The sequence below is a fragment of the Rhizobium sp. RU33A genome (assembly GCF_900156055.1).
GTDB lineage: Bacteria > Pseudomonadota > Alphaproteobacteria > Rhizobiales > Rhizobiaceae > Allorhizobium.
Map to the genome: position 1 here is coordinate 92,623 of NZ_FTMQ01000008.1, position 22,404 is coordinate 115,026.

Below are 22,404 nucleotides of genomic sequence, written 5' to 3' on the forward strand. Positions count from 1 at the left end.
CATGCGCAATCCGGAGAGGAGTCTCCCGGCGGACGATCATGTCCGCTTGGCTGATTTGAGCCAAAACGCCGATGCAGAATCCCTAATATTAGTTAATCAAGAACTAATAATACAGCCAGCGGTCGAATTCCTTGTTTCTCGGGAGTTAGGTGGCTGTAATTGCGCGACGATAAAGGTGCCATGTCGCGTGTCCTGCGACCGGCAAGACAACCAGCAGCCCGAGAAAAAGCGGCACCATGGCGAGGATGGCCAAGGTGGCAATGATCAGCCCGAAGACGAGCATGGGGGCTGTATTTTCGATCACAGTGCGCATGCTGGTCAGCATGGCGGTGACGAAATCCACATCGTGATCGAGAAGCAGCGGCATCGAGATGACCGTTGCGCTGAAGAGGATCATTGCAAGGACTGCCCCAACAACAGTGCCCACGGCGAGGAACAGGAGACCTTCCGGGGTGGTGAGCACGACGTTGACGAAGGCGTCTAGGGTTGCGGGAACGAGGAAGCCGAGGAACAGCGCCATCAACAGGCGAACCTGGTAGATCCAGATCCAGAAGATGAAAAGCACGACGAAGGCCATCCAGGACAGTTGCCGCTCGCGCTGGCGAAAGACTTCAGCGAGGATCGACTTCCAGCTGACAGTTTCGCCAAGCCTGTGCCGGCGGCTGATCTCGTAGAGACCGACGGCAATGAACGGCCCGATGAGCGGGAAGCCGATCGCGACGGGAATGATCATCCATGGCAGGTGATAATAGGTAAGCATCACGGCGATGAAGATGCCGCCTGCCGCATAGATTGCACCGAAGAACAGGCCATAGGCGGGATAGGCGCGAAAGTCACTCCAACCGTCTGAAAAGGCGGCACGGATATCGCTCATGCGCAGCCGGTTGATCTGCAGCTTCGGCAGAGAGCCCCGATCGAGTGCCTGCTGTTCCATGCGTCCCTCCCAAGACATGCGGTGCTGCGACAATCTGTCAGAAACTACCATGCGTGTTCCTTGATATCCGTCAAATCGCAAGGCCCGGAGTTTAAATTCTCGCGTTTCTTCCTGAATGAACTGCGCTATCATGGCGTCATGTCTGATTTCGCGCGCTCACAGAAATGGTTGCCTTTGACCGCCCTGATGCTTGCAGGGACACTGTTCACTCTGGCTGTGTTTCTCGGCTGGATGCACTACGGCTCGGACATTTTCCTGAGCTTGATCGAAACCGGATTGGCCTATTGCTTCTAGCCGCCGTCATCCGTGACAAATCAGCGCTTGTTCCAGCGTTTACACCGAGTTGAATTGCCTTCTCGCGACGGGAGGCTTATCCGGCTCGGCTAGAAGTTTGATTTCAAGGAAATACCATCATGAAAACGGTCAGGGTCATCTTGTGGGCGGCAGTCGTCGTCATGGCGGGTGTTCTCGGCTGGCTGACCTATTCGGTCACGCAGTCGGATCAGACGATCGCGGAGGCGCCCTTCGGCGTGCCGTTCCAGCTCGTCGACCAGAACGGTCAGCCGATCACCGAGCAGGCTTTCCGCGGCAAGCCGACGGCGCTGTTCTTCGGCTTCACCCATTGCCCGGAGGTCTGCCCGACAACGCTTTTCGAGCTGGATGGATGGTTGAAGCAGGTCGATCCTGACGCCAAGGGTCTGCAGGCCTATTTCGTGACTGTTGATCCCGAGCGGGATACACCGGAGATCCTCGGCCGTTACGTCTCCAACGTCACGGATCGCGTGAAGGCGATTGCCGGGGAACCCGACAAGGTTGCCGAAGTCGTGAAGGGCTTCCGCGTCTACGCCAAGAAGATCCCGCTCGACGAGGCTAAGCCCGATGGCGATTATACCATGGATCACACGGCCTCCATTTTCCTGCTCGACGCCGAAGGGCGCTTCAAGGGCACGATAGCCTACGGCGAGAACCCAGATACGGCCGTCAAGAAGCTGGAAAACCTGATGAAGGGCTGACGGTCGCGCCTTCGGCGGAGGTTGCCATGACGGCGATTGCATTGTACCGCAACGCCTGAACGTCCTGACCGCCGAGGAAGACCTGCCGTGAGCGAAATTCGCCTCTATGTAAGCACCACCGAGAAGAACGCCAACCGGATCCTCGATCTGATGAGCTTTGCTTTCGGCGAAGAGGACTTCGCGATCGCGACCACCGAGGTCGATGAGAAGGCGGATATCTGGGAGGCCTCCATCTATATGATGGCGGACCAGGAAGAGGAGGTCAGGCCACGTGTCGAGGACCTGCTCGCCGAAGAATTTGCCGATGCGACGATTGTGCGGGAGGTCATCCCGGACATCGACTGGATCGCCAAATCGCTCGAAGGCTTGAAGCCGGTCCGCGCCGGTCGCTTCCTGGTGCATGGTTCCCATGACCGGGACAAGGTACAGGCGCATGACGTTGCGATCGAGATCGACGCTGGCCAGGCCTTCGGTACGGGTCATCACGGCACGACGGCAGGCTGCCTGGAAGTCATCGAAAACGTGGTTCGCTCTCGCAAGGTTCGCAATGCGCTGGACCTCGGTACGGGCAGCGGCGTGCTGGCAATCGCCGTGCGCAAGCTGCTCCCGGTGCCGGTGCTGGCGACGGATATCGACCCGATCGCCGTGCGCGTCGCCAAGGAAAACGCCCGTCGCAACCAGATTGTTGAGGGCATCGACTTCCGCACGGCGCCCGGGTTTCACTCGACGGCTTTTCGCGAGCATGGTCCGTTCGATCTCGTCATTGCCAACATTCTCGCGAGGCCGCTGATCAAGATGGCACCGCAGCTGGTCGCGCATCTCGCGCCGGGTGGCTCCGTTATCCTCTCGGGCATCCTTGCCGAGCAGCGTTGGAAGGTGATTGCGGCCTATAGCGGCCAGGGCCTGTCGCATGTGAAGACGATCTGGCGCAATGGCTGGGTGACGATCCACTTCACGCAAGGGAAGGGCTGACACCTTACGTCAGCCAATGAAGAATAAAAAAAGGCGGCTCGTAAGGAGCCGCCTTTTTGGCATCGGCATCATGCCGCGCCGAGGTCCGCGAGCGTGGGAGGAGCGCTCAAGCGGATGCTAGACTGGCTGGTCGTTCAGACCAGGGTTTGTTCAGATGATCGAGTGCTGATGCGGACGACGGCGCAGTTCTTCGCGCTTCAGGCCCATGGCCTCCAGCGATGCGTCATCGAGCGACAAGAGGGCGCCCGTCGTATAGAGATCGGCACGGCGCTGGCGTGCCTCGACGAAATTGTTGAGGGCGGTGCGCAGGAAAGACTTGGCCATCTCTCGGTTCCTTTTCCGTTGCGGACGCTCGTTTATCGCGTCCTCGATGACCCTGATATAGTCTGTTCGCGCTTGGTCAGTCAGATGGGCTAGAGCACGGGAGATCTGCAAATGCTGCATAGCAGCATAAGCTCTGCCTGAATTTGCGGCATAACGATATCAGCGGACGCGCATATGCTGCGAAAGCGTGCGGCAGTGGTGGTGGGGGCGATGCGGCCTTGCTATAAGCCCTGACAGAATCCGAAACCCATCGCGAGCCATGTCATGTTTCAGTCCTTTGAGGTCAAGTCCACGCCGCTTCACGGCAAGTCCAGGATCGCAGCCCTTCGCGCGCTGTTTGCCGAACTTCAGATCGATGGACTGCTCGTGCCGCGCTCGGATGAGTATCTAGGGGAATATGTGCCTGAGTCCGCCGAGCGTCTCGCCTGGGCGACGGGCTTCACCGGTTCCGCCGGCATGTTGATGTTAACCGAAACGCTCGCCGTCGTTTTCGTCGACGGCCGCTATGTCACGCAGCTTGCCCAGCAGGTCGATGCATCTGTCTTCACGCCGGGAGACCTTGTCGGCGAGCCGCCGCACAAGTGGATCGAAAACCGCGCGCCGAAGGGTTTCCGTCTCGGCATCGATCCCTGGACCCATACGGGTGCGGAAGTCCGCCGGCTGGAGAAGGCGCTGGCCGACAAGGGCGGCAGTCTGGTGTTCCTGCCGTTCAATCCCGTGGATCGCCTCTGGACCGAACGTCCGGCCGAGCCGAAGGGCGCGGTGATGATCCAGGCGCTGAACCAGGCCGGTGTTTCCGCCGCCGACAAGCTGAAAAGCATTGCGACCGATCTCCGCGAAAAGAACCTGACGGCTGTGCTGATTGCCGATCCCTCGTCGGTGGCCTGGATTTTCAACCTGCGGGGCAGTGACGTGCCGCATACGCCGCACCCGCTTTCGCGCGCAATCATCAAGGCAGACGGTTCGGCTGAACTCTTTCTCGACAGCGCAAAGACCAATCTCGAAGTCGAAAGCTATCTGCGCGATCTCTGCGTGCAGGTGGATCCGGCTGTTCTGGCCGAACACATCGAGCGAGTGGCGCGTGACGGTGCGCGCATTCTGGTCGATCCTGACCTTACGCCCTACGCCCTTTCGCGGATGATCCGCGAGAGCGGTGGTGAAGTTGTCGAAGGCAACGACCCGGCGAAGCTTGGTCGGGCGGTCAAGAATATGGTTGAGCTCAACGGCTCGGCGGCCGCACACCTGCAGGACGGTGTGGCGATGGTCGAGTTCCTTCACTGGTTCAACGAACAGCCGCATGGCAGCCTGACGGAGATTGCGGCGGCGCAGAAGCTCGAAGCGGTGCGCGCAGCGGTTGGCGAGCGGATGCAGAATCCGCTCAAGGACATTTCCTTCGACACGATCTCCGGTGCCGGCGAGAATGCTGCCATTATGCACTACCGTGTCACCACCGAAAGCGACCGACAGATCCGTTCGGCCGAGATGTTCCTGATCGACTCGGGCGCGCAGTATGTGAACGGAACCACCGACATCACCCGCACGCTTGCCGTCGGCGCAGTGCCAGCCGAGCAGAAGCGTTTCTTCACGCTGGCGCTGAAGGGCATGATTGCGATCAGCACGGCGCGTTTCCCGAAGGGCACGCGGGGTTGCGACCTCGACCCGCTGGCGCGTATCGCTCTCTGGAAGGCCGGTGCCGACTTCGCCCATGGCACGGGCCATGGCGTTGGGTCCTATCTCTCGGTGCATGAAGGACCTCAGAGGATCGCCCGGCTTTCGACCCAGGAGCTGCTGCCCGGCATGATCCTTTCCAATGAACCTGGCTATTACCGCCCGGGCAGCTTCGGTATCCGCATCGAAAACCTGATCTATGTGCGCGAGGCCGAGGCGATCGAAGGTGGCGACCAGCCGATGCTCGGCTTTGAGACCCTCACCTTTGTGCCGATCGACCGTGCGCTCATCGTCGAGGACCTTCTCACGCGTGACGAGCTGCAGTGGCTCGACGCCTATCATGCCAAGACCCGCGAAGAATTGTCGCCGCTGATCTCCGATGCAGCGACGCGCGAGTGGCTAGAGCAGGCAACGGCGCCGTTTGCGCGCTGAGGGTCAGCCGATCAACTGGCGCATCAGCATGACGGCGGCCCAGCCGCCGATCAGCATGGGGATGGCACCGAAGCGCAAGCCGATCAGGAGGGCCGCAGCCATCGCGACCTTCACGTCGATCTCGCCATAGAAGAAGGCGGGCGCGACGAGGGCGGTCAGGACGGCTGCGGGGACGGCGTTGAGGGCAGCCTCAAGGCGTGGCGGCATGGATTTCAGCCGCTTTACCAGGACGTATCCGGCGATGCGGGTGAGGAAGGTCGCGGCGGCCGCTGCCGCGATCAGAAGCGTCATGTAGGGCGTGAGCAGGGTGGTCATGGTGCGGTCTCCTCACGGGCGGCAGGCAGCGGGAGAACAGCCGCCAGAAGAATGCCTGCGAGGGCGCCGACGCTGATGTGCCATGGTGCGCCGATCAGGTGCTGGGCAATCACCGAGACCACGGCACTGATGGCGACGATCATCAGGAAATTGCCGCGCTTGCGGAAGCCGAGGACGAGGCCGAGGAAATAGATCGGCAGTAGGACGTCGATGCCCCAAGCAGCCGGATCTCCCATGACGCTGCCGAGCGCGCCGCCGATGGCGGTCATGGCGACCCAGGGCACGTAGATCATCGCGCCGAAGCCGAAATACCAGGGAAAGCTCACCTCGCGGCCGCTCTCGCCGCGGGCGATGGCTTCTGCAAACTGCGGATCGGTGAGCAGGAAGAAGCTCAGCATCTTCTGCGGAAACGTGTAGTGGTCGATGAAGGGGGTGAGCGCTGCCGAATAGAGGACGTGGCGGAAGTTCACGGCCAGCATCGAGAGGATAACGACCCACATGGGCACGTTCTGGCCGAAGAGTTCGATGCCAACCAACTGGCTGGCGCCGGCATAGACCGTCGCGCTCATCAGGGCTGCCTCGGCGACCGTCTGGCCATTGGCGACGGCTACGGCTCCGAACAGCACGGCGAAGGGGCCGGCAGAAATGATGACGGGGAGGGCCTTCAGCGCACCCACGGTGAAATCTGATCGGGACATGGCGAAGTTTCTCACGTTTACCTGCTGGCTAGCCGCTGTCGGCTTGTCCGACAAACCAATTCCGCTGATGGAACGACCATCGGCATTGATGAATGGGCCTTGCCACATAAAGTTGGGCGGGGTCTTGTCGAAAAGTCGCGGCGAGCACGGCCGGTCAGGGAGAGCATGGTATGGAAAAGGATCTGATCAGCCGCGAAGACATGGAGCGGCTTCTGCAGAAGGTGCAGCGCCATCTGTCGGACGACGCCGAGGTCGAGCTCGGACGGTTCGAGGCCGAGGCACTCGTCGACCTCGTCGCCGCGCTAATCGGCCCGTTTTACTACAACAAAGGCCTGCGCGATGCGCAGGCGCTGCTCGCCCGACAGGTCGACCAGATCAACGATGCGCTCTACGAAATGGAGCGCCTGCCGGAGACGTGACTACTTCTTCGGCCGGATCTGGAACGTGTGTTCCTGGCCGGGGAAGATGCGCTCCTTGACCTCAGCCGCGTAGTCGCCTGCGGCTTTCTCGATCACCTCGGCAAGTTCGCTGTAATGCTTGACGAAACGCGGCTTGAACTCGTTGAACAGGCCCAGCATGTCGTCGGAGACGAGGATCTGGCCGTCGCAGGCCGGCGAAGCGCCGATGCCGATGGTCGCTGCCTTCACCGTGGTGGTGATCTCGCGGGCGAGCGGTTCGACAGTGCCTTCGATCACCATGGCAAAGGCACCGGCTTCGTCGATCCCCTTGGCGTCGTGGCGGATCTTGTCCTGCTCGGCTTCGCTGTGTCCCTTGGAGCGATAGCCTCCGGACGTGTTAACCTGCTGTGGCATCAGGCCGATATGGCCGAAGACAGGCACGCCTCGGCTGACGAGGAATTCGACGGTCTCGGCCATTTCAGCGCCGCCCTCGAGCTTCACGCCGTCGCAGCCGGTTTCCTTCATCAGGCGGACAGCATTGCGGAAGGCCTGTTCCTTGCTCTCCTGGTAGGAGCCGAAGGGCAGGTCAACGATGACGCAAGCGCGCGACACGCCGCGCATGACGGCCTGACCGTGGGCCACCATCATGTCCATGGTGACGCCGACAGTCGTGTCCATGCCGTAGAGCACCATGCCGAGACTGTCTCCGACGAGCAGCAGGTCGCAGTGGCGGTCGAGGATGCGGGCGATCGGGGTCGTGTAGGCGGTCAGCGACACGATCGGCCTGACGCCTTTAAGGGCGGTAACGTCGGCCGGGGTGAAACGCTTCTGGCGGGGTGGTGTGCTCATGTTCAGGCGGCCTCCATGCCGGTGGCGGCCGCTTGGCCGATGATGCGGTTATCGAGAAGCTTTGTTTTGCCGAAGCGCACGTAAAGAAGCACGAGGGCGGTCTCCTTGACCGTCTCGATGCGCTCGAGCGTGCGCGGATCGCGGATGGCTACGACCTCCGGCTCTGCCAGCGGTTCAGCTTGCAAAAACTCGACGAGTTTTGCTTCCAGGGTCGCGACGTCGCGGATGCCGGTCAGCAGTAGCCTTTCGGCTTCCGCGAGGGTCTTCGGCACGATCACGGCTGCGGCGCGTTCGGCGGGCGAGAGATAGACATTGCGCGAAGAACAGGCGAGGCCGTCGGATTCGCGGACCGTTGGCACGGGTACGAGGCGCACCGGCTGGGCGAGATCTTCGACCATCTTCTGAATGATGGTGACCTGCTGGTAGTCCTTCTCGCCGAAATAGGCGGCATCCGGCTGGACGATGTTGAAGAGCTTGGTGACCACGGTCGCGACACCAGCGAAATGGCCGGGACGGGCCTCGCCCTCAAGCTCGGAGCCGAGCTTCGGCAGGTCGACGACCGTCTGCATCGGCTCCGGATACATGTCTTCCACGCCCGGCGCGAAGAGAAAATCGACGCCGGCCTGTTCCAGCATGGCGCTGTCACGAGCGAGGTCGCGTGGATACTTCGCCAGATCCTCGTTCTTGCCGAACTGAAGCGGATTGACGAAGATCGAGACGACCGTGACGTCGTTTTCAGACTTGGCACGGCCGACCAGGCTCAGGTGACCCTGATGCAGATAACCCATGGTCGGCACGAAGCCGATGGTCTGGCCGGCGCGGCGGCGGGGCGCGAGCTTCTGTCGCAAAGCGGCGATCGTGGTGACGACTTCCATGACCGGCGTCCTCCCTGTCTTCTCACTGGCTCGGCTCTAGCGCTTGCCGTCAAAAAAGGCAATCGCACGAATCCTTTGCAGAAACTTCCTCAGAAACCGATTCGGCTGTTGTCGGTGATCTCGACGCCCGCCTCGCGCATGGCCTCGACTGCGTCCTCCACGCCCTTCGCATCGATGCCACGGCAACCATCGGCGATCAGGCGGACCTTGACGCCCGGCAGCATGTCCACGGCATCGAGGGCCGAGAACCTGACGCAGTAGTCTGTCGCGAGGCCCATGATGTCGACCTCAGTGACACCCTTGGCCTTCAGCCAGTCGGAGAGGCCGGTGAGGGCGGCCTTATCATTGTCGCGGAAGGCGGAATAGCTGTCGACGGTGGGGTTCTCGCCCTTGCGCTGGATGTAATCGATGCGGTCTGTTTCGAGTTCGGGGTGAAACTCCGCGTCCTGTGTGCCCTGCACGCAATGGTCCGGCCACATCACCTGCGGCTGCCCGGAGAGTTCGCCCATGTCAAAGGGCTTCTTGCCCGGATGCTGGGAAGCGAAGCTGCCGTGGTTCTCCGGGTGCCAGTCCTGCGAGGCAACGACCAGATCATAGGCGCCATTTGCCATCATGCGGTTGGCCACGGCCACGACCGCGTCGCCGTCTTCAACCGGCAGATTGCCGCCTGGGCAAAAGCCATTCTGGATGTCGATAAGCAGCAGGGCCTTGGTCATGATCGGGCTCCATTTCTTGTGCGGCGCAAGATGGCAATGACGGGGCTTCTGATCAAGGGCGAGACTTGCGATTTCGGATGGTTCCGAAAGATGGAACAATCGTTTGGTTCTATCGTTCCGCTCAAGGCGTTCTTTGACGTGACCGCGCCCGCGGTCAAATCCGCAATTTTCAAAAATCGAATGGAACCGGCATGTTTCTGATCGTTACCGCCGTCGTCTTTGGGGTCCTGGGGCTTGTCCTCGGGGCAGGGGGCATTCAGCTCCTCATCCTGGGTGGCAGTCCCTATTTCCTTCTGGCCGGGCTCGCTTTCCTGGGCACCGCCTTCCTGCTTTACCTCAAGCGTGCCGAGGCGCTGTGGGTCTACGGTCTGTTCATTCTCGCGAGCCTTGTCTGGGCCGTCATGGAAGTCGGTCTCGATTGGTGGCAGCTCGGGCCGCGGGGCGGTCTGATCATTGTCCTCGGCCTTTGGCTGATGCTGCCTGCAATCCGCCGGCGGCTCGGTCCGGCCCATCGCCGCGACCGCATGGCGACAGGTGTCATGCCACTCGCGGTGCCGGTTCTGATTGCGGTGGTCGTTGCCGGCATATCGCTTTTCGTCGAGACCTATGACCGTGAGGGTTCGCTGCCGACGCAACAGGTGGCTGCAGCGCCGGCTCTCGGTGGTGATGTTCCTGACGGCGACTGGCATCAGTATGGCCGAACAGCCTATGGACAGCGCTATTCGCCGCTGACCCAGATCAACACGGAGAACGTCAAAGACCTGAAGATCGCCTGGACCTATCAGACCGGCGATGTGAAATTGCCGGAGGATGTTACCGAGACGACCTATCAGGTCACGCCGCTCAAGATCGATGACACGCTCTACCTCTGCACGCCGCACAACTGGGCGATTGCCGTGGATGCCGAGACTGGTCAGGAAAAGTGGAAGTTTGATCCGAATGCCGGCCTGGAATCCGACCGTCAGCACCAGACCTGCCGCGGTGTCACCTACTACCGCGATCCGACAGCCGTTGAAGGCACTGTTTGTGCCGAACGCGTTTACCTGCCGACCTCGGACGCGCGCCTGATCGCGCTGGATGCCGGGACCGGCGCCATCTGCGAGAATTTCGCCAATGGTGGCACGCTGCGTCTCGAGCAGAACATGCCGTACAATCCGGCCGGATATTACTACTCGACCTCGCCGCCGGTCATTGCTGCTGGCAAGATCATCATTGGCGGTGCCGTCAACGACAATTACTCAACGCAGTCGCCGTCCGGCGTGATCCGTGCCTTTGATGTCAACACGGGCGAACTGGTCTGGAACTGGGACAGCGGCAACCCGACGGAAACGGCCCCGATCGGCCCCGACGAGACCTACACGCCCAATTCGCCCAACAGCTGGTCGATCTTCTCGGTCGATGAAGAGCTCGGCCTCGTCTACATCCCGCTCGGCAATCAGGTTCCTGACCAGCTCGGCATGGGGCGCAGCGAGAGTGTGGAGAAATACTCGTCTTCGATCGTCGCGCTCGACGTCAATACCGGACAGGATCGCTGGGTCATGCAGACGGTGCACCATGACCTCTGGGACATGGACGTGCCGGCTCAGCCCGTGCTGACGGATCTGACGAATTCCGAGGGTGCGGTTGTCCCCGCGCTGATTGGACCGACCAAGCAGGGTGACATCTATGTGCTGGATCGCCGGACCGGCGAGCCGATCATTCCTGTGCGCGAGCTCCCGGCACCCGGTGGTGCGATCCCGGAAGACTTCACCGCGCCGACCCAGCCGATCTCGGATCTGACCTTCCGTCCGCCGGCACTCACTGAAAGCAACATGTGGGGTCTGACGATCATCGACCAGATGATGTGCCGCATCCAGTTTCATCAGCTGAAATACGAGGGTCAGTACACGCCGCCTTCGCTGGAAGGCACACTCGTCTATCCCGGCAATTTTGGCACCTTCAACTGGGGTTCGGTCGCCGTCGATCCGGAGCGCCAGGTGATGTTCGGCATGCCGACCTATCTCGCCTTCACATCGAAGCTGGTGCCGCGTTCCGAAATTCCGCCGAAGGAAGAGGGTGAAACTGGCTCGGAACAGGGGCTCAACCGCAACGAGGGCGCACCTTACGGTATCGTCATGGGGCCATTCCTGTCGCCGCTTGGCATTCCCTGCCAGGCGCCACCGTGGGGCACCATTGCCGGCGTCGACTTGCGTTCGGGCGAGATCGCCTATCAGAAGCGCAATGGCACGGTCTATGACATGACGCCGCTGCCGCTGCCCTTCAAGGTCGGCGTGCCCGGTATCGGTGGTCCGATGATCACCAAGGGTGGCGTGGTCTTCCTTGGTGCCGCGGTCGACAACTATCTCCGAGCCTATGATCTGACCAACGGTGAGCAGCTTTGGGAGAGCCGCCTGCCAGCGGGTGGCCAGGCGACCCCGATGACCTATGCGCTCGACAACGGCAAGCAGTATGTCGTGATGGTCGCCGGCGGCCATGGCTCCGTGGGCACGGATCCGGGCGACTACATGATCGCCTACACGCTGCCCGATTGAGCGTAGCTCTATAGGTTTGAACCCGCCCGCAGCCGCGGGCGGGTTCACTTTCGGCACACTTCGGCGTGTCCGGCCTTGCTGCGAAACGGAACGTTAACCATGTGATTCTACACACATGTCGTAACGTGAGGATGTTTCGCATGAGTAGCCAAGCCATGAACGGCCAGTCCAACCCGACGACAATCGCCTTCTTTCCGCTCGCGAGCCGCCGGGATCTGGTGCGCCGTTCCGCGATCGAACTCGACCGCCTGAATGGCTATGCCGCGACGGAATTCTGGAAGACGACATGCCGCCGGCTCGGCAACGAACTTCTCGAACTCGGTTGCCCGGAAGACGAGATGCGGGCTGAAATCATGGACTTCCAGGCGGCCGTCCAGGTCGAACTGATGTGGTTGCATCGCGAGGAAGCCGCCCAGGGCTGAGCCCTTCGGCGTCACGCGTGATAGTTCCTGTTGGCAACGCTGCCCGGTGCTTGTCCGTGGTCTCACCTCTCCGGTAAGACGGCGGCAGCATCACTCCAGCTCGAGCAGCGCAGCCTTGGCCAAACTCCACTACATCTACGCCACCATGAATGCCGGCAAGTCGACGCTGCTTCTGCAGGCGGCGTACAACTACCAGGAGCGTGGCATGCGGGTGGCGATGCTGATCAGCGCGCTCGACAACCGCGCCGGCAAGGGTTTCATCGGCTCGCGGATCGGTCTGCGTGCAGAGGCTACGGCCTTCGGGCCAGAGGCTGATCTCTTCACGGCCATCAAGGCCGATCACGATGCGTCGCGGCTGTCTTGCGTCTTCGTCGACGAAGCGCAGTTCCTCACCACAGAACAGGTCTGGCAGCTGGCACGGGTTGTCGATTCCCTCGATATTCCCGTGATGGCTTATGGATTGCGGACCGATTTCCGCGGCGAACTCTTCCCCGGCTCGAAAGCGCTGCTCGCGATTGCCGACGAACTCACCGAGGCCCGCTCCATCTGCCACTGCGGCCGCAAGGCGACCATGGTCGTTCGCGTTGGCGAAGACGGCAAGGCGCAGCGGGATGGTGCACAGGTTCTGATTGGCGGAAACGAGACCTATACCTCGCTCTGCCGCCGTCATTGGCAACTGGCCTTCGCCGCAGAAGAAGTCACCGGCAACACGTGAAGTTTTGGCGTCTCAGCGCTTTCGGTTGACCAGCTTTTGCCAGAGCAGCAGTGCGCCGCGGGCGAGAACCCGGCTCACCTCCAGATAGGCGCGGTAGGGCAGAACCGTGAGATAACGCCAGCGCGGCAGCTTGTGGGAATTCATGTCGCCCTGAATCTGCGATTCAAAGTCGGTATCCTGGCTTGCGATGAGTGGGCTGATAAAGGCGCCCTTCAGCCCTGACAGATATTCCAAATCGAAGGCAATGTCGTAGGCGAGCCGCATCGGCACTAGGTCTTTTTCAATCCAGCGGGCGGCCTTGCGGTTGATCATGTAAGCGCCTGAGCCCTTCTCACGGGTGAGCGCGATTGCCAGCGAGCGACGGTCCGTTAGTTTCCGATAGGGGAATTTCCGGCCGCTGCTGACCGTCGTCAGGCGCAGGATGTCCCAGGCATCGGCATTCTTCGCTGCAGTATCGATCGTTTCGAGGAAGTCCGGCTCGAAGCTCACGTCGTCTTCGAGGATGAGGCAGAGCTCCGCGTCGGAAGCAAGGAAACGGCGTGCACATTCGACGTGGCTGAGATAGCAGCCGACTTCGCCATATTTCATGCGGCGGCCATGCAGGAGCTTGTAGGAGAGTTCGGAAAATTCCGGAATCGGGAAGTTGAGGTTTCGTCCGATCACCGCCGAAACACGCTCGGCGACGATGCCGGCGGCAGCCGTCTCGCGGTTCATCACCTCCATGCGATCTTCCGCGCCGTCCATGTTGATCAGGTAGACGGCGAGGTTCAGGCGGCTTTCCGGAAGGACTTGCAAGGCGGTCTCCATCGACACGTTCGGGCGCCCAGCCTTCTGCGCAATCCTCACGGAAGCGTCAATAGTCGCTGTCGTCTCAGGCCTTCTCGACAAAACCGTCGAGCACGCGCTTCTGGCCGGCCCGGTCGAAATCGATCGTCAGCTTGTTGCCATCGATGGCCGAGACATTGCCATTGCCGAACTTCATATGGAAGACGCGGTCCCCCACGGAAAAGCGTGAGGGTTCCGATGTCGTCGACTTGGCGACGAGTTCGCCATCGATCGTCTTTGCGCGTGGTCCGCTTTCGCCGTAGCCGATGCGCTCGACCGCATGCCCGGAACGGTTGCCCCAGTTGTCGCGGGTGGCGTCGGTCTTGTTCGCCTGGGCGCGCTTCCAGCCTGGCGTCGAATAGCTGTTCTGGAAGGGCTCCTGCTTATCGAAGCGGGACTGGCCATAGGGGTTACGGCCATAACCGCCATAGGAGGTCTCGGCCTCAGCGACCTCGACATGGGCGGGCGGCAGCTCTTCGAGGAAGCGCGAGGGCAGGGTGGATTGCCAGAGGCCGTGAATGCGGCGGTTCGAGACGAACCAGATGTGACAGCGACGCTTGGCGCGGGTGATGCCGACATAGGCAAGGCGGCGCTCTTCCTCGAGGCCCGAGCGTCCGCCTTCGTCCAGCGCGCGCTGGTGGGGGAAGAGCCCTTCTTCCCAGCCGGGTAAGAAGACGGTCTCGAATTCCAGGCCCTTGGCTGAATGCAGCGTCATGATCGAGACGGCGTCGAGGTTTTCGTTGGTCTCTGCATCCATGACCAGAGAAACATGTTCGAGGAAGCCGCGCAGGCTCTCGAACGCTTCCATCGAGCGGATGAGTTCCTTCAGGTTTTCCAAACGTCCCGGCGCTTCTGCCGACTTGTCGTTCTGCCACATGGCCGTGTAGCCGCTCTCGTCGAGGATCTGCTCGGCAAGTTCGGTATGCGGTGTGTTTTCGAGCAGGGTCTGCCAGCGGCGGAAATCGGTGACGACGTCGAAGAGCGCCTTGCGGGCCTTGGGTTTCAGCTCGTCGGTCTCGATGATGTCGGCCGCTGCCGCGAGCATGGGTATGTCCCGGGCGCGGGCATAGTCGTGCAGATTGCGGATCGTCGTGTCGCCGAGGCCGCGCTTCGGCGTGTTGACGATGCGCTCGAAGGCGAGGTCGTCGGCGGGCTGGCAGACCAGGCGGAAGTAAGCCATCGCATCGCGGATTTCGAGGCGCTCATAGAAGCGCGGGCCGCCGATGACGCGGTAGTTGAGGCCGAGCGTGACGAAGCGGTCTTCGAATTCGCGCATCTGGAAGGAGGCGCGGACCAGGATCGCCATGTTGTTGAGCGGATGCTGGTTGCGCTGCAGCTGTTCGATCTCTTCACCGACGGCACGGGCTTCCTCTTCAGAATCCCAGGCGGCATGGACGACGACCTTGTCGTCGTTCGGATCGACGCGGTCGGTAAAGAGGGTCTTGCCGAGGCGGCCCTCGTTATGCGCGATCAGAAAGCCTGCGGCACCGAGGATATGCTCGGTCGAACGGTAGTTACGCTCGAGCTTGATGACCTTGGCGCCAGGGAAATCCTTCTCGAATCGCAGGATGTTGTCCACTTCGGCGCCGCGCCAGCCATAAATCGACTGGTCGTCATCACCAACGCAGCAGACATTCTGCGGCACGCCCGGCGGCCGCTGGGCGAGCAGGCGCAGCCACATATACTGGGCAGTGTTGGTGTCCTGATACTCGTCGACCAGTACGTATTTGAAGCGCTGGTGGTATTCCTTCAGCACGTCCGGGTTCGCTTTGAACATGCGGATCGGGTGCAGCAGCAGATCGCCGAAATCGCAGGCGTTCAGGGTCTTCAGACGGTTCTGGTAGGCGATGTAGAGTTCGCGGCCCTTGCCGTTGGCGAAGGCACGGGCGTCGCCCTCGGGAATCTGGCTTGGGTCGAGACCCTTGTTTTTCCAGCCGTCGATCATCTGGGCGAACTGCTTGGCCGGCCAGCGCTTGTCGTCCAAACCTTCAGCCTGGATGATCTGCTTGATCAGACGCACGACATCATCGGTGTCCAGGATGGTGAAGTCGGAGCGTAGGTCAACCAGTTCAGCGTGGCGACGAAGCAGCTTGACGCCGATCGAGTGGAAGGTGCCGAGCCAAGGCATGCCTTCGACGGCGCCGCCAACGAGGTGGCCGATGCGTTCCTTCATCTCGCGGGCAGCCTTGTTGGTGAAGGTCACCGCCAGGATCTGGCTTGGAAAGGCTTTCCCAGTTGCCAGGATATGGGCAATGCGGGTGGTGAGCACGCGGGTCTTGCCGGTGCCGGCGCCGGCGAGCACCAGAACGGGACCATCGACGGTCTCGACCGCTTCACGCTGTTCCGGGTTGAGGCCGGAAAGATAATCGGGCGCGCGGGCCTGATCACGGGCAGCCATAGCGCGGGCCGCAATGCCAAGGCCACCGGGGGCGGGAGCGCCAGCAGCGGGGGCAGGAGACGCGGCAGGCTTGCGCGGTGCGGGTTCTTCGTCGAAGAAGGGAATGTCGTCGAAACCGTTACTCATGCGGCTCAATGTAGTGATTCGGGTCGGAAAGGCCAGTGACGGCGTTCTGGTTTTATTCCTTCCGCCTTGTTGCGCACGGATTTCGGCAGGCTTTAGGCTGAGGGATATGCTAGGCTCCCGTGAGGACGGTTTCGACCAGCTTACCGGGATGCGAGATCACGGCGGCGTGAAAAGACGCGAGATTACAAATCAGTAAGCTTGGCGTTCTGGCATTGCCACTGACCGTTTGCGCCCGATACTTACCGCCTGACATTCCGTTTTACATTTTGGAGCCTTGCATGCCGATTTGGAAGCAACTCGCCATCAGTTTCGCTGTTCTCTTCGCCGGACTATGTTCCCTTGTCTATTTCTCACCCGGGGTTGGGCAGGCGCTTGTTTCCATGGGGGTGCCCGCTTCGGCCGTGGCGCTGGTATCTGCAGCGCCCGAAGGTGAAGAGCAGGCACCGCGGGGCCAGGGGCAGGGCGGTCAGCAGGCTCAGTCCGGCGGCCAGGGACAAGGCGGCGGGCAGGGCCAGGGAAACCGCCGTGGCGGCGGCAACCAAGCCATTCTCGTGGCCACGCAGCCGGTTGCCATGGGTGTTGTCAACGACCGCTTGAGCGCAATCGGCGACGGGGAGGCTATCGAGGCGGTAACCGTCATGCCGCAGGCATCCGGGACGGTTGACGAGATCCTCGTTTCGTCCGGTCAGAGGGTGACGAAAGGCGACGTGATTGCCCGCCTGGATAGCGAAGAACAGGTCATCTTGCGAGATCAGGCAGCTGTGGCGCTCCGCAGCGCCAAGGAGAAGGCCGAATCCTACCGCAACCTGCAGAGCTTCTCCCGCCTCGACGTACTTGACGCGCAAATTGCCGAAGAGCAGGCACAGCTGCAGCTCACCACCGCCGAGCTCAATCTGAAGCGCCGCGACATCATCGCGCCCATCGATGGCGTCATCGGGATTGTCGGGGTCAGTGTCGGCGACAATGTCACGAACACGACAGCCGTCGTTTCCCTCGATAATCGCAGCCAGCTGCTCGTCGATTTCTGGGCTCCCGAACGCTTTGTCGCGGCTGTGCGGCCGGGCATGCCGGTCGAAGCCACTTCCGTCTCCCGCCCGGGCCAGGTTTTCCAAGGCACGGTCGAAGCGGTGGACAGCCGAGTAGATCAGGCAAGCCGCACGATCCGCATTCGCGCCAAGATCGACAATCCTGACGATGTGCTACGCGCTGGCATGTCGTTTGCCGTCGCGATGCGTTTTCCCGGCGATAGCTACGCGGCTGTCAACCCGCTTGCGGTGCAATGGGACGGAGAGGGCTCCTTCGTGTGGCAGATTGTTGATAACAAATCCGTGAAGACGCGCGTGCGTATCATTCAGCGCAATTCGGACCAGATCCTGGTCGATGCGTCGCTCAAGGAGGGCGACGTGGTTGCCGTCGAAGGTCTGCAGCGCGTGCGAGAAGGCGGGACGGTTGAAATTGCCGGCGCGCCGCAGGATGATGCCGAGGAGGTCGCTGCGCGATGAGTTCGACAGAGAACGGTTCCGAACAGTCCGGACGCAGCTTCACCGCCCTTTTCGTTCGACGTCCGGTGCTGGCCGCAGTGCTCAACACACTGCTGGTCGTTGCGGGCCTGGCGGCGCTTGCGGGCATCGAAATCCGCGAACTGCCCGATGTCGACCAGCCGGTCATCACGGTCAGCACTGATTATGATGGCGCGTCTGCGCAGACCATGGACCAGGAAGTCACGCGCATCATCGAGGGCGCGGTTGCCCGGGTGAGCGGTCTCAAGTCGATGTCCTCTCGATCCCAGTTCGGGGAGAGCCGGACGACGCTGGAGTTCAGCGACAATGTCGACTTGGCCGTTGCCGCAAACGATGTACGCGATGCGCTCGGCCGTGTGCGTAACCAGTTGCCCGACGATACGGATGAGCCGCGCATCGTCAAGGCGGACGCGGATTCGCAGCCGATCATGCGGCTCGCCGTGACGTCCACCACGCTGTCGATGGAAGACTTGACGCTACTGGTCGAGAACGAGATCTCGGACCGCCTGGCCGCCGTCGAAGGCGTCGCCGACGTCCAGATTTATGGCGATCAGGAAAAGGTCTTCAGGATCGATGTCAACCAGGCTGCACTCGCCAGCCGTGGTTTGAGTGTGGCCAGCCTTGCAACCGCATTGCAGAATTCCTCGCTCGATGTTCCTGCCGGTTCTCTCGAATCACAAACGCAGGACATCGTTGTGCGGGCGACCGCCAGCCTTGCCACGGTCGACGATTTTGAGAATGTGTTGATCGGTGAGCGCGTGCGGTTGCGTGACGTGGCGACCGTGACACTCGGGCCTGATGATGGTTCGACCTCGCTGCGATCGAACGGTGTGCAGGGTGTCGGTCTCGGCATCATCCGTCAGGCGCAGTCCAACACGTTGAACATCTCTGCTGGCGTGCATGCTGCCGTAGAGGACATGGCGAGCGCCCTGCCGGAAGGCACGCGGGTTATCGTCACCAGCGACGACGCGGTCTTCATTGAGGGCGCTTTGCACGAGGTCGAGCTCGCACTCGGGCTTTCTGCCGCAATCGTGCTCGTGGTCCTCTATCTCTTCCTGCGCGACTGGCGTGCGACGTTGATCCCTGCGCTCACAATGCCCGTCGCTCTGATCGGCACGCTGGCGGCGATCTATTTGGTCGGCTTCTCGCTCAACATTCTCACGCTGCTCGCAATCGTTCTCGCGACCGGCCTCGTGGTTGACGACGCGATCGTCGTTCTCGAAAACATCGTTCGCCGACGGTCAGAGGGTATGGGCCCGCGCGCGGCCGCCGTTCTCGGGGCGCAGGAAGTGTTCTTTGCGGTCCTTGCGACCACGGCCACACTTGCTGCAGTCTTCGTGCCGCTGTCCTTCTTGCCGGGCCAGCTCGGTGGTCTTTTCCGCGAATTCGGCTTCGTCCTGGCCTTTGCGGTTCTGCTCTCGTCGGTTACAGCGCTCACGTTGTGTCCGATGATGGCATCGCGCATGCTCAAACGCGAAGCCGACGACGATCAGGGAATGCTTGGGGCTTTCGGCAAGCGCTTCGCCGGCTTCTATGGCAGAACGCTTCGGGCCTGCCTTGTAAATCCGCTGATCGTCTGCGTTGTTGCCCTGGTGTTCTCGGGCGCCGCTTATATCGCGTTTACGTCGATCCAGAGCGAGATCACACCCCGCGAAGACCGCTCGGTTGTGTTGATGCGGCTTTCCACACCGCAGGGGTCCAGCCTTGCCTATACCCGTGATCAGGTGCAGCGGGTCGAGGAGAACCTGAAGCCGCTCCGGGACAGCGGGGAGATTGTGAACATCTTCTCGATCTCGGGTCAGGGCTCATCCAATAGCGCCTTCATGGTGATGACGCTGGCACCCTGGTCGGAGCGTGAACGCAGCCAAAACGAGATCGTTCAGGACGTCAATGCCGCCGCCGCTCTGGTGCCGGCGCTGCGTGGCAATGTGTTCCAGACCAACAGCCTCAGAATCCGTGGTGCCGGCAGCGGCCTGCAGATGGCGGTCGTCGGTTCGAACCATGAAACGCTCACGGCATCGGCACTGCAGATCGTCGATCAGTTGCGTGACCGTCCGGAGTTCCAGACACCGCGTCTCGATAATGAGCCGACCCAGGCACAGATCTCGGTGACGATCAATCGCGAACGGGCGTCCGACCTCGGCATTGATATCGGTGCGATCGGAACCTCGCTACAGGCTCTTCTCGAAGGTCGATCGGTCACCGACGTGTTCGTCGATGGTAACTCGATCCCGGTTCGCCTTGTGTCGAGCACGCAGCCGATCAATGACCCGACGGATCTGGAAAACATCTTCCTGACCACCTCCGACGGTCGTGTCGTACCGATGTCGACGATTGCCTCGCTTGAGGAAAATGCAGTCTCGCCAACCCTCAACCGCGAACAGCAGCTCGCCTCGGTGTCCTTCTCGGCAAGCCTCGGCGATGGCGTTGCGCTCGGAGATGCTGTCGAGATGGTGACACAGATTGCGCAGCCATTGCTGCCGCCAGGCTCGCGCCTTATCCCGCTCTCCGAAGCTGCGACGCTGGAAGAGAACAGCTATGGCATGGCGCTTACCTTCGGCTTCGCGATCGCGATCATCTTCCTGGTGCTCGCAGCTCAGTTCGAAAGCGTGGTGTCCTCGCTGATCATCATGGCGACGGTGCCGCTCGGGCTTGCCTGTGCCGTCTTCGCGCTCGTCGTCACCGGCTCGACGCTCAATGTCTACAGTCAGATCGGCCTTGTGCTGCTCGTCGGTGTCATGGCGAAGAACGGCATCCTGATCGTCGAGTTTGCCAACCAGCTGCGTGACCGGGGGCTCTCCGTTCGCGAGGCAATCGAGACGGCCTGCACCATTCGTCTTCGTCCCGTGATGATGACGATGATTGCAACGGTACTCGGGGGTGTGCCGCTGGTGCTGGCGCAGGGCGCCGGTGCAGAGGCGCGTATCGCGCTCGGTTGGGTGATCGTCGGCGGTCTCGGCTTTGCGACGCTCGTGACGCTTTACATCACGCCGGTCGCCTATCTCCTACTTGCCCGCTTCTCCAAGCCGCAAGCCCAGGAAGAAGCGCGCCTGAAGACGGAACTCGAGGATGCCACGCTGAAGATCGCCAATGATCGCGGTGCGCCGCCGAGGGTTGCAGCCGAGTAAAAGGCTGAGCGCGCCTCTGCGGCTGTCTGACGACTGGACAATCTCCGAGCCCTATCCCATAGCAGGGACGCACCAATTTCCCGGTGCGTCCCACGGCTAATATTCGGGAGGTCGCGGATGGCCCGCAAGGATGTGATCGACGGCAAACGCAATGAAGAAGGCATCGCTCTGGCGTTGCCGGTCCTCAAGCAGCGTTTCGGAGAGCGCTTCCAGAAAGGTCAGTCGTTCCGTGACCAGCACAGCCACACCACCACCTATCTGCCGTCACAGCGACCGGATGGGGTCGTATTCGCCGAAAGCAGCGAGGATGTTCGAGAGGTCGTGCGGATCTGCGCCATGCATCGCGTGCCGGTCGTGCCCTTCGGCACGGGCTCCTCGCTTGAGGGGCAGGTGAACGCACCTTGCGGCGGCATATCGATCGATTTCAGCCGCATGAACCGGATCCTCTCAGTCAATGCCGAGGATCTGGACTGCACGGTCGAGCCGGGCGTGACGCGCGAGGATCTCAACACCTATCTGCGCGACACCGGTCTCTTCTTCCCCATCGATCCGGGTGCGAATGCGTCGCTCGGCGGCATGGCTGCGACGCGTGCATCCGGCACCAACGCGGTGCGTTATGGCACGATGAAGGACAATGTGCTGGCGCTGACGGTGGTGACGGCGGATGGTGAGGAGATCCGCACCGCGCAGCGGGCACGCAAGTCCTCGGCCGGCTATGATCTGACCCGGCTGTTCGTCGGGTCGGAAGGCACACTCGGGGTGATCACCTCGGTTACGCTCAGGCTTCAAGGCATTCCGGCGAAGATCAGCGGTGGTGTCGTGGCTTTCCCGACGCTCGAAGACGCCTGCAACGCCGTCATCATGACGATCCAGATGGGCATTCCCGTGGCGCGCATCGAACTCCTGGACGAGATGCAGATCCGCGCCTGCAACGCCTATTCGAAGCTTTCCTATGCCGAGCGTCCGACCTTGTTCGTCGAATTCCATGGGACGGAAGAGACGGTGGCGCTTCAGGCCGAACAGTTCGGCGAGATCGCGGCCGAGTTCGGCGGTGGAGAGTTTGCCTATACCGCCAATGCGGAAGAGCGGAACCAGCTTTGGAAGGCGCGCCACAATGCCTATTGGGCAAGCCGGGCACTGGCGCCGGAACTTTCGGCCCTGTCGACGGATGTTTGCGTGCCGATTTCGCGTCTCGCGGAATGCGTGGCCGCGACGCAGGCGGATATTCGCGAACATGGCTTTCTGGCCCCGATTGTCGGCCATGCCGGTGACGGCAATTTCCATGTCCTGCTGCTGTTCAATGACAAGGACGCCGCTGATGTCGAGAAGGCTGAAGCCTTTCTCGAGCGGCTGAACGGGCGGGCGCTTGCCATGGAGGGCACTTGCACCGGCGAACATGGGGTCGGACAGGGCAAGATCCGCTATCTGGAGCAGGAACTGGCCTCGGCATTGCCGGCGATGCGCGCCATCAAGGCTGGGCTCGATCCTGACAATATCTTCAATCCCGGCAAGATCTTTCGGCTGTGACTGCAAGAGCTAGCGGGT

General features: G+C 61.5%; 20 protein-coding genes. 11 read left to right on the top strand and 9 right to left on the bottom strand.

What is annotated here, in order from left to right:
• Window positions 1-145: 145 nt before the first annotated feature.
• The gene (locus tag BW978_RS21655) at window positions 146-934 is read right to left on the bottom strand and encodes a DUF2189 domain-containing protein (RefSeq protein WP_076397976.1); all 789 of its coding nucleotides are present in this window, start codon (window positions 932-934) and stop codon (window positions 146-148) included.
• A gap of 60 nt (window positions 935-994) precedes the next feature.
• Between BW978_RS21655 and BW978_RS21660 the strand changes: the two genes are divergently transcribed.
• The 3 genes from BW978_RS21660 (at window position 995) to BW978_RS21670 (ending at window position 2,919) form a co-directional block, all read left to right on the top strand.
• A complete protein-coding gene (locus BW978_RS21660; RefSeq protein WP_076397979.1) occupies window positions 995-1,228 on the top strand; it encodes a hypothetical protein in 234 nt (77 codons plus the stop codon).
• 119 nt (window positions 1,229-1,347) lie between these two features.
• The gene (locus BW978_RS21665) at window positions 1,348-1,947 is read left to right on the top strand and encodes an SCO family protein (RefSeq protein WP_076397982.1); all 600 of its coding nucleotides are present in this window, start codon (window positions 1,348-1,350) and stop codon (window positions 1,945-1,947) included.
• 87 nt (window positions 1,948-2,034) lie between these two features.
• Window positions 2,035-2,919: a 50S ribosomal protein L11 methyltransferase gene (locus BW978_RS21670; RefSeq protein ID WP_076397985.1), complete on the top strand. Its 885-nt coding sequence runs from the start codon at window positions 2,035-2,037 to the stop codon at window positions 2,917-2,919.
• 150 nt (window positions 2,920-3,069) lie between these two features.
• Here BW978_RS21670 and BW978_RS23660 read toward each other — a convergent pair whose 3' ends face one another.
• Complete coding sequence (locus tag BW978_RS23660) at window positions 3,070-3,243, bottom strand: hypothetical protein (protein WP_175616926.1); 174 nt, start codon at window positions 3,241-3,243, stop codon at window positions 3,070-3,072.
• A 264-nt stretch (window positions 3,244-3,507) separates the two neighbouring features.
• Here BW978_RS23660 and BW978_RS21675 point away from each other — a divergent pair, with 264 nt between their 5' ends.
• Complete coding sequence (locus BW978_RS21675) at window positions 3,508-5,343, top strand: aminopeptidase P family protein (RefSeq protein WP_076397988.1); 1,836 nt, start codon at window positions 3,508-3,510, stop codon at window positions 5,341-5,343.
• Window positions 5,344-5,346: 3 nt separating this feature from the next.
• On the opposite strand, the gene BW978_RS21680 is transcribed toward BW978_RS21675, so the two are convergent.
• Window positions 5,347-5,658 (bottom strand): AzlD family protein, encoded by a 312-nt coding sequence (locus BW978_RS21680; protein ID WP_076397991.1) that lies wholly within the window; start codon window positions 5,656-5,658, stop codon window positions 5,347-5,349.
• Complete coding sequence (locus tag BW978_RS21685; RefSeq protein WP_076398109.1) at window positions 5,655-6,356, bottom strand: AzlC family ABC transporter permease; 702 nt, start codon at window positions 6,354-6,356, stop codon at window positions 5,655-5,657. Before BW978_RS21685 ends, BW978_RS21680 begins: the two co-directional genes overlap by 4 nt.
• A gap of 170 nt (window positions 6,357-6,526) precedes the next feature.
• On the opposite strand from BW978_RS21685, the gene BW978_RS21690 reads away from it, so the two are divergent.
• Complete coding sequence (locus BW978_RS21690) at window positions 6,527-6,775, top strand: DUF2164 domain-containing protein (protein WP_076397994.1); 249 nt, start codon at window positions 6,527-6,529, stop codon at window positions 6,773-6,775.
• On the opposite strand, the gene panB is transcribed toward BW978_RS21690, so the two are convergent.
• The 3 genes from panB to pncA form a co-directional block, all read right to left on the bottom strand.
• Complete coding sequence (gene panB / locus BW978_RS21695) at window positions 6,776-7,603, bottom strand: 3-methyl-2-oxobutanoate hydroxymethyltransferase (protein ID WP_076397997.1); 828 nt, start codon at window positions 7,601-7,603, stop codon at window positions 6,776-6,778.
• A gap of 2 nt (window positions 7,604-7,605) precedes the next feature.
• Window positions 7,606-8,478, bottom strand: a complete 873-nt coding sequence (panC, locus tag BW978_RS21700) for a pantoate--beta-alanine ligase (protein WP_076398000.1) — start codon at window positions 8,476-8,478, stop codon at window positions 7,606-7,608.
• Between the two features lie 89 nt (window positions 8,479-8,567).
• A complete protein-coding gene (gene pncA / locus BW978_RS21705; protein ID WP_076398003.1) occupies window positions 8,568-9,194 on the bottom strand; it encodes a bifunctional nicotinamidase/pyrazinamidase in 627 nt (208 codons plus the stop codon).
• Between the two features lie 191 nt (window positions 9,195-9,385).
• Between pncA and BW978_RS21710 the strand changes: the two genes are divergently transcribed.
• From BW978_RS21710 to BW978_RS21720, 3 genes are all read left to right on the top strand, one after another.
• Complete coding sequence (locus BW978_RS21710) at window positions 9,386-11,725, top strand: glucose/quinate/shikimate family membrane-bound PQQ-dependent dehydrogenase (protein WP_076398005.1); 2,340 nt, start codon at window positions 9,386-9,388, stop codon at window positions 11,723-11,725.
• Between the two features lie 140 nt (window positions 11,726-11,865).
• Complete coding sequence (locus BW978_RS21715) at window positions 11,866-12,147, top strand: DUF6074 family protein (RefSeq protein ID WP_054151711.1); 282 nt, start codon at window positions 11,866-11,868, stop codon at window positions 12,145-12,147.
• A 115-nt stretch (window positions 12,148-12,262) separates the two neighbouring features.
• Window positions 12,263-12,862: a thymidine kinase gene (locus BW978_RS21720; protein WP_076398008.1), complete on the top strand. Its 600-nt coding sequence runs from the start codon at window positions 12,263-12,265 to the stop codon at window positions 12,860-12,862.
• 12 nt (window positions 12,863-12,874) lie between these two features.
• Here the strand turns inward: BW978_RS21720 and BW978_RS21725 are convergent, their stop codons facing one another.
• A complete protein-coding gene (locus BW978_RS21725; protein WP_076398111.1) occupies window positions 12,875-13,657 on the bottom strand; it encodes a glycosyltransferase family 25 protein in 783 nt (260 codons plus the stop codon).
• Window positions 13,658-13,733: 76 nt separating this feature from the next.
• Window positions 13,734-16,211, bottom strand: a complete 2,478-nt coding sequence (locus BW978_RS21730) for an ATP-dependent helicase (protein ID WP_076398010.1) — start codon at window positions 16,209-16,211, stop codon at window positions 13,734-13,736.
• 278 nt (window positions 16,212-16,489) lie between these two features.
• On the opposite strand from BW978_RS21730, the gene BW978_RS21740 reads away from it, so the two are divergent.
• The 3 genes from BW978_RS21740 (at window position 16,490) to BW978_RS21750 (ending at window position 22,386) form a co-directional block, all read left to right on the top strand.
• Window positions 16,490-17,713: an efflux RND transporter periplasmic adaptor subunit gene (locus BW978_RS21740; RefSeq protein ID WP_076398016.1), complete on the top strand. Its 1,224-nt coding sequence runs from the start codon at window positions 16,490-16,492 to the stop codon at window positions 17,711-17,713.
• On the top strand, window positions 17,710-20,859 hold the full coding sequence (locus BW978_RS21745) for an efflux RND transporter permease subunit (RefSeq protein WP_076398019.1): 3,150 nt from the start codon (window positions 17,710-17,712) through the stop codon (window positions 20,857-20,859). The genes BW978_RS21740 and BW978_RS21745 overlap by 4 nt, the downstream gene beginning before the upstream one ends.
• A 117-nt stretch (window positions 20,860-20,976) precedes the next feature.
• The gene (locus BW978_RS21750; RefSeq protein WP_076398021.1) at window positions 20,977-22,386 is read left to right on the top strand and encodes an FAD-binding oxidoreductase; all 1,410 of its coding nucleotides are present in this window, start codon (window positions 20,977-20,979) and stop codon (window positions 22,384-22,386) included.
• Window positions 22,387-22,404: the final 18 nt, after the last annotated feature.

Excerpts from the sequence above, each read along its gene's own strand:
- BW978_RS21655 (WP_076397976.1), bottom strand. The coding sequence starts at position 934 with ATGGAACAGCAGGCACTCGATCGGGGCTCTCTGCCGAAGCTGCAGATC.
- BW978_RS21665 (WP_076397982.1), top strand. The coding sequence starts at position 1,348 with ATGAAAACGGTCAGGGTCATCTTGTGGGCGGCAGTCGTCGTCATGGCG.
- BW978_RS23660 (WP_175616926.1), bottom strand. The coding sequence starts at position 3,243 with ATGGCCAAGTCTTTCCTGCGCACCGCCCTCAACAATTTCGTCGAGGCA.
- BW978_RS21675 (WP_076397988.1), top strand. The coding sequence starts at position 3,508 with ATGTTTCAGTCCTTTGAGGTCAAGTCCACGCCGCTTCACGGCAAGTCC.
- BW978_RS21680 (WP_076397991.1), bottom strand. The coding sequence starts at position 5,658 with ATGACCACCCTGCTCACGCCCTACATGACGCTTCTGATCGCGGCAGCG.
- BW978_RS21685 (WP_076398109.1), bottom strand. The coding sequence starts at position 6,356 with ATGTCCCGATCAGATTTCACCGTGGGTGCGCTGAAGGCCCTCCCCGTC.
- BW978_RS21690 (WP_076397994.1), top strand. The coding sequence starts at position 6,527 with ATGGAAAAGGATCTGATCAGCCGCGAAGACATGGAGCGGCTTCTGCAG.
- panB (WP_076397997.1), bottom strand. The coding sequence starts at position 7,603 with ATGAGCACACCACCCCGCCAGAAGCGTTTCACCCCGGCCGACGTTACC.
- panC (WP_076398000.1), bottom strand. The coding sequence starts at position 8,478 with ATGGAAGTCGTCACCACGATCGCCGCTTTGCGACAGAAGCTCGCGCCC.
- pncA (WP_076398003.1), bottom strand. The coding sequence starts at position 9,194 with ATGACCAAGGCCCTGCTGCTTATCGACATCCAGAATGGCTTTTGCCCA.
- BW978_RS21710 (WP_076398005.1), top strand. The coding sequence starts at position 9,386 with ATGTTTCTGATCGTTACCGCCGTCGTCTTTGGGGTCCTGGGGCTTGTC.
- BW978_RS21715 (WP_054151711.1), top strand. The coding sequence starts at position 11,866 with ATGAGTAGCCAAGCCATGAACGGCCAGTCCAACCCGACGACAATCGCC.
- BW978_RS21730 (WP_076398010.1), bottom strand. The coding sequence starts at position 16,211 with ATGAGTAACGGTTTCGACGACATTCCCTTCTTCGACGAAGAACCCGCA.
- BW978_RS21740 (WP_076398016.1), top strand. The coding sequence starts at position 16,490 with ATGCCGATTTGGAAGCAACTCGCCATCAGTTTCGCTGTTCTCTTCGCC.
- BW978_RS21745 (WP_076398019.1), top strand. The coding sequence starts at position 17,710 with ATGAGTTCGACAGAGAACGGTTCCGAACAGTCCGGACGCAGCTTCACC.
- BW978_RS21750 (WP_076398021.1), top strand. The coding sequence starts at position 20,977 with ATGGCCCGCAAGGATGTGATCGACGGCAAACGCAATGAAGAAGGCATC.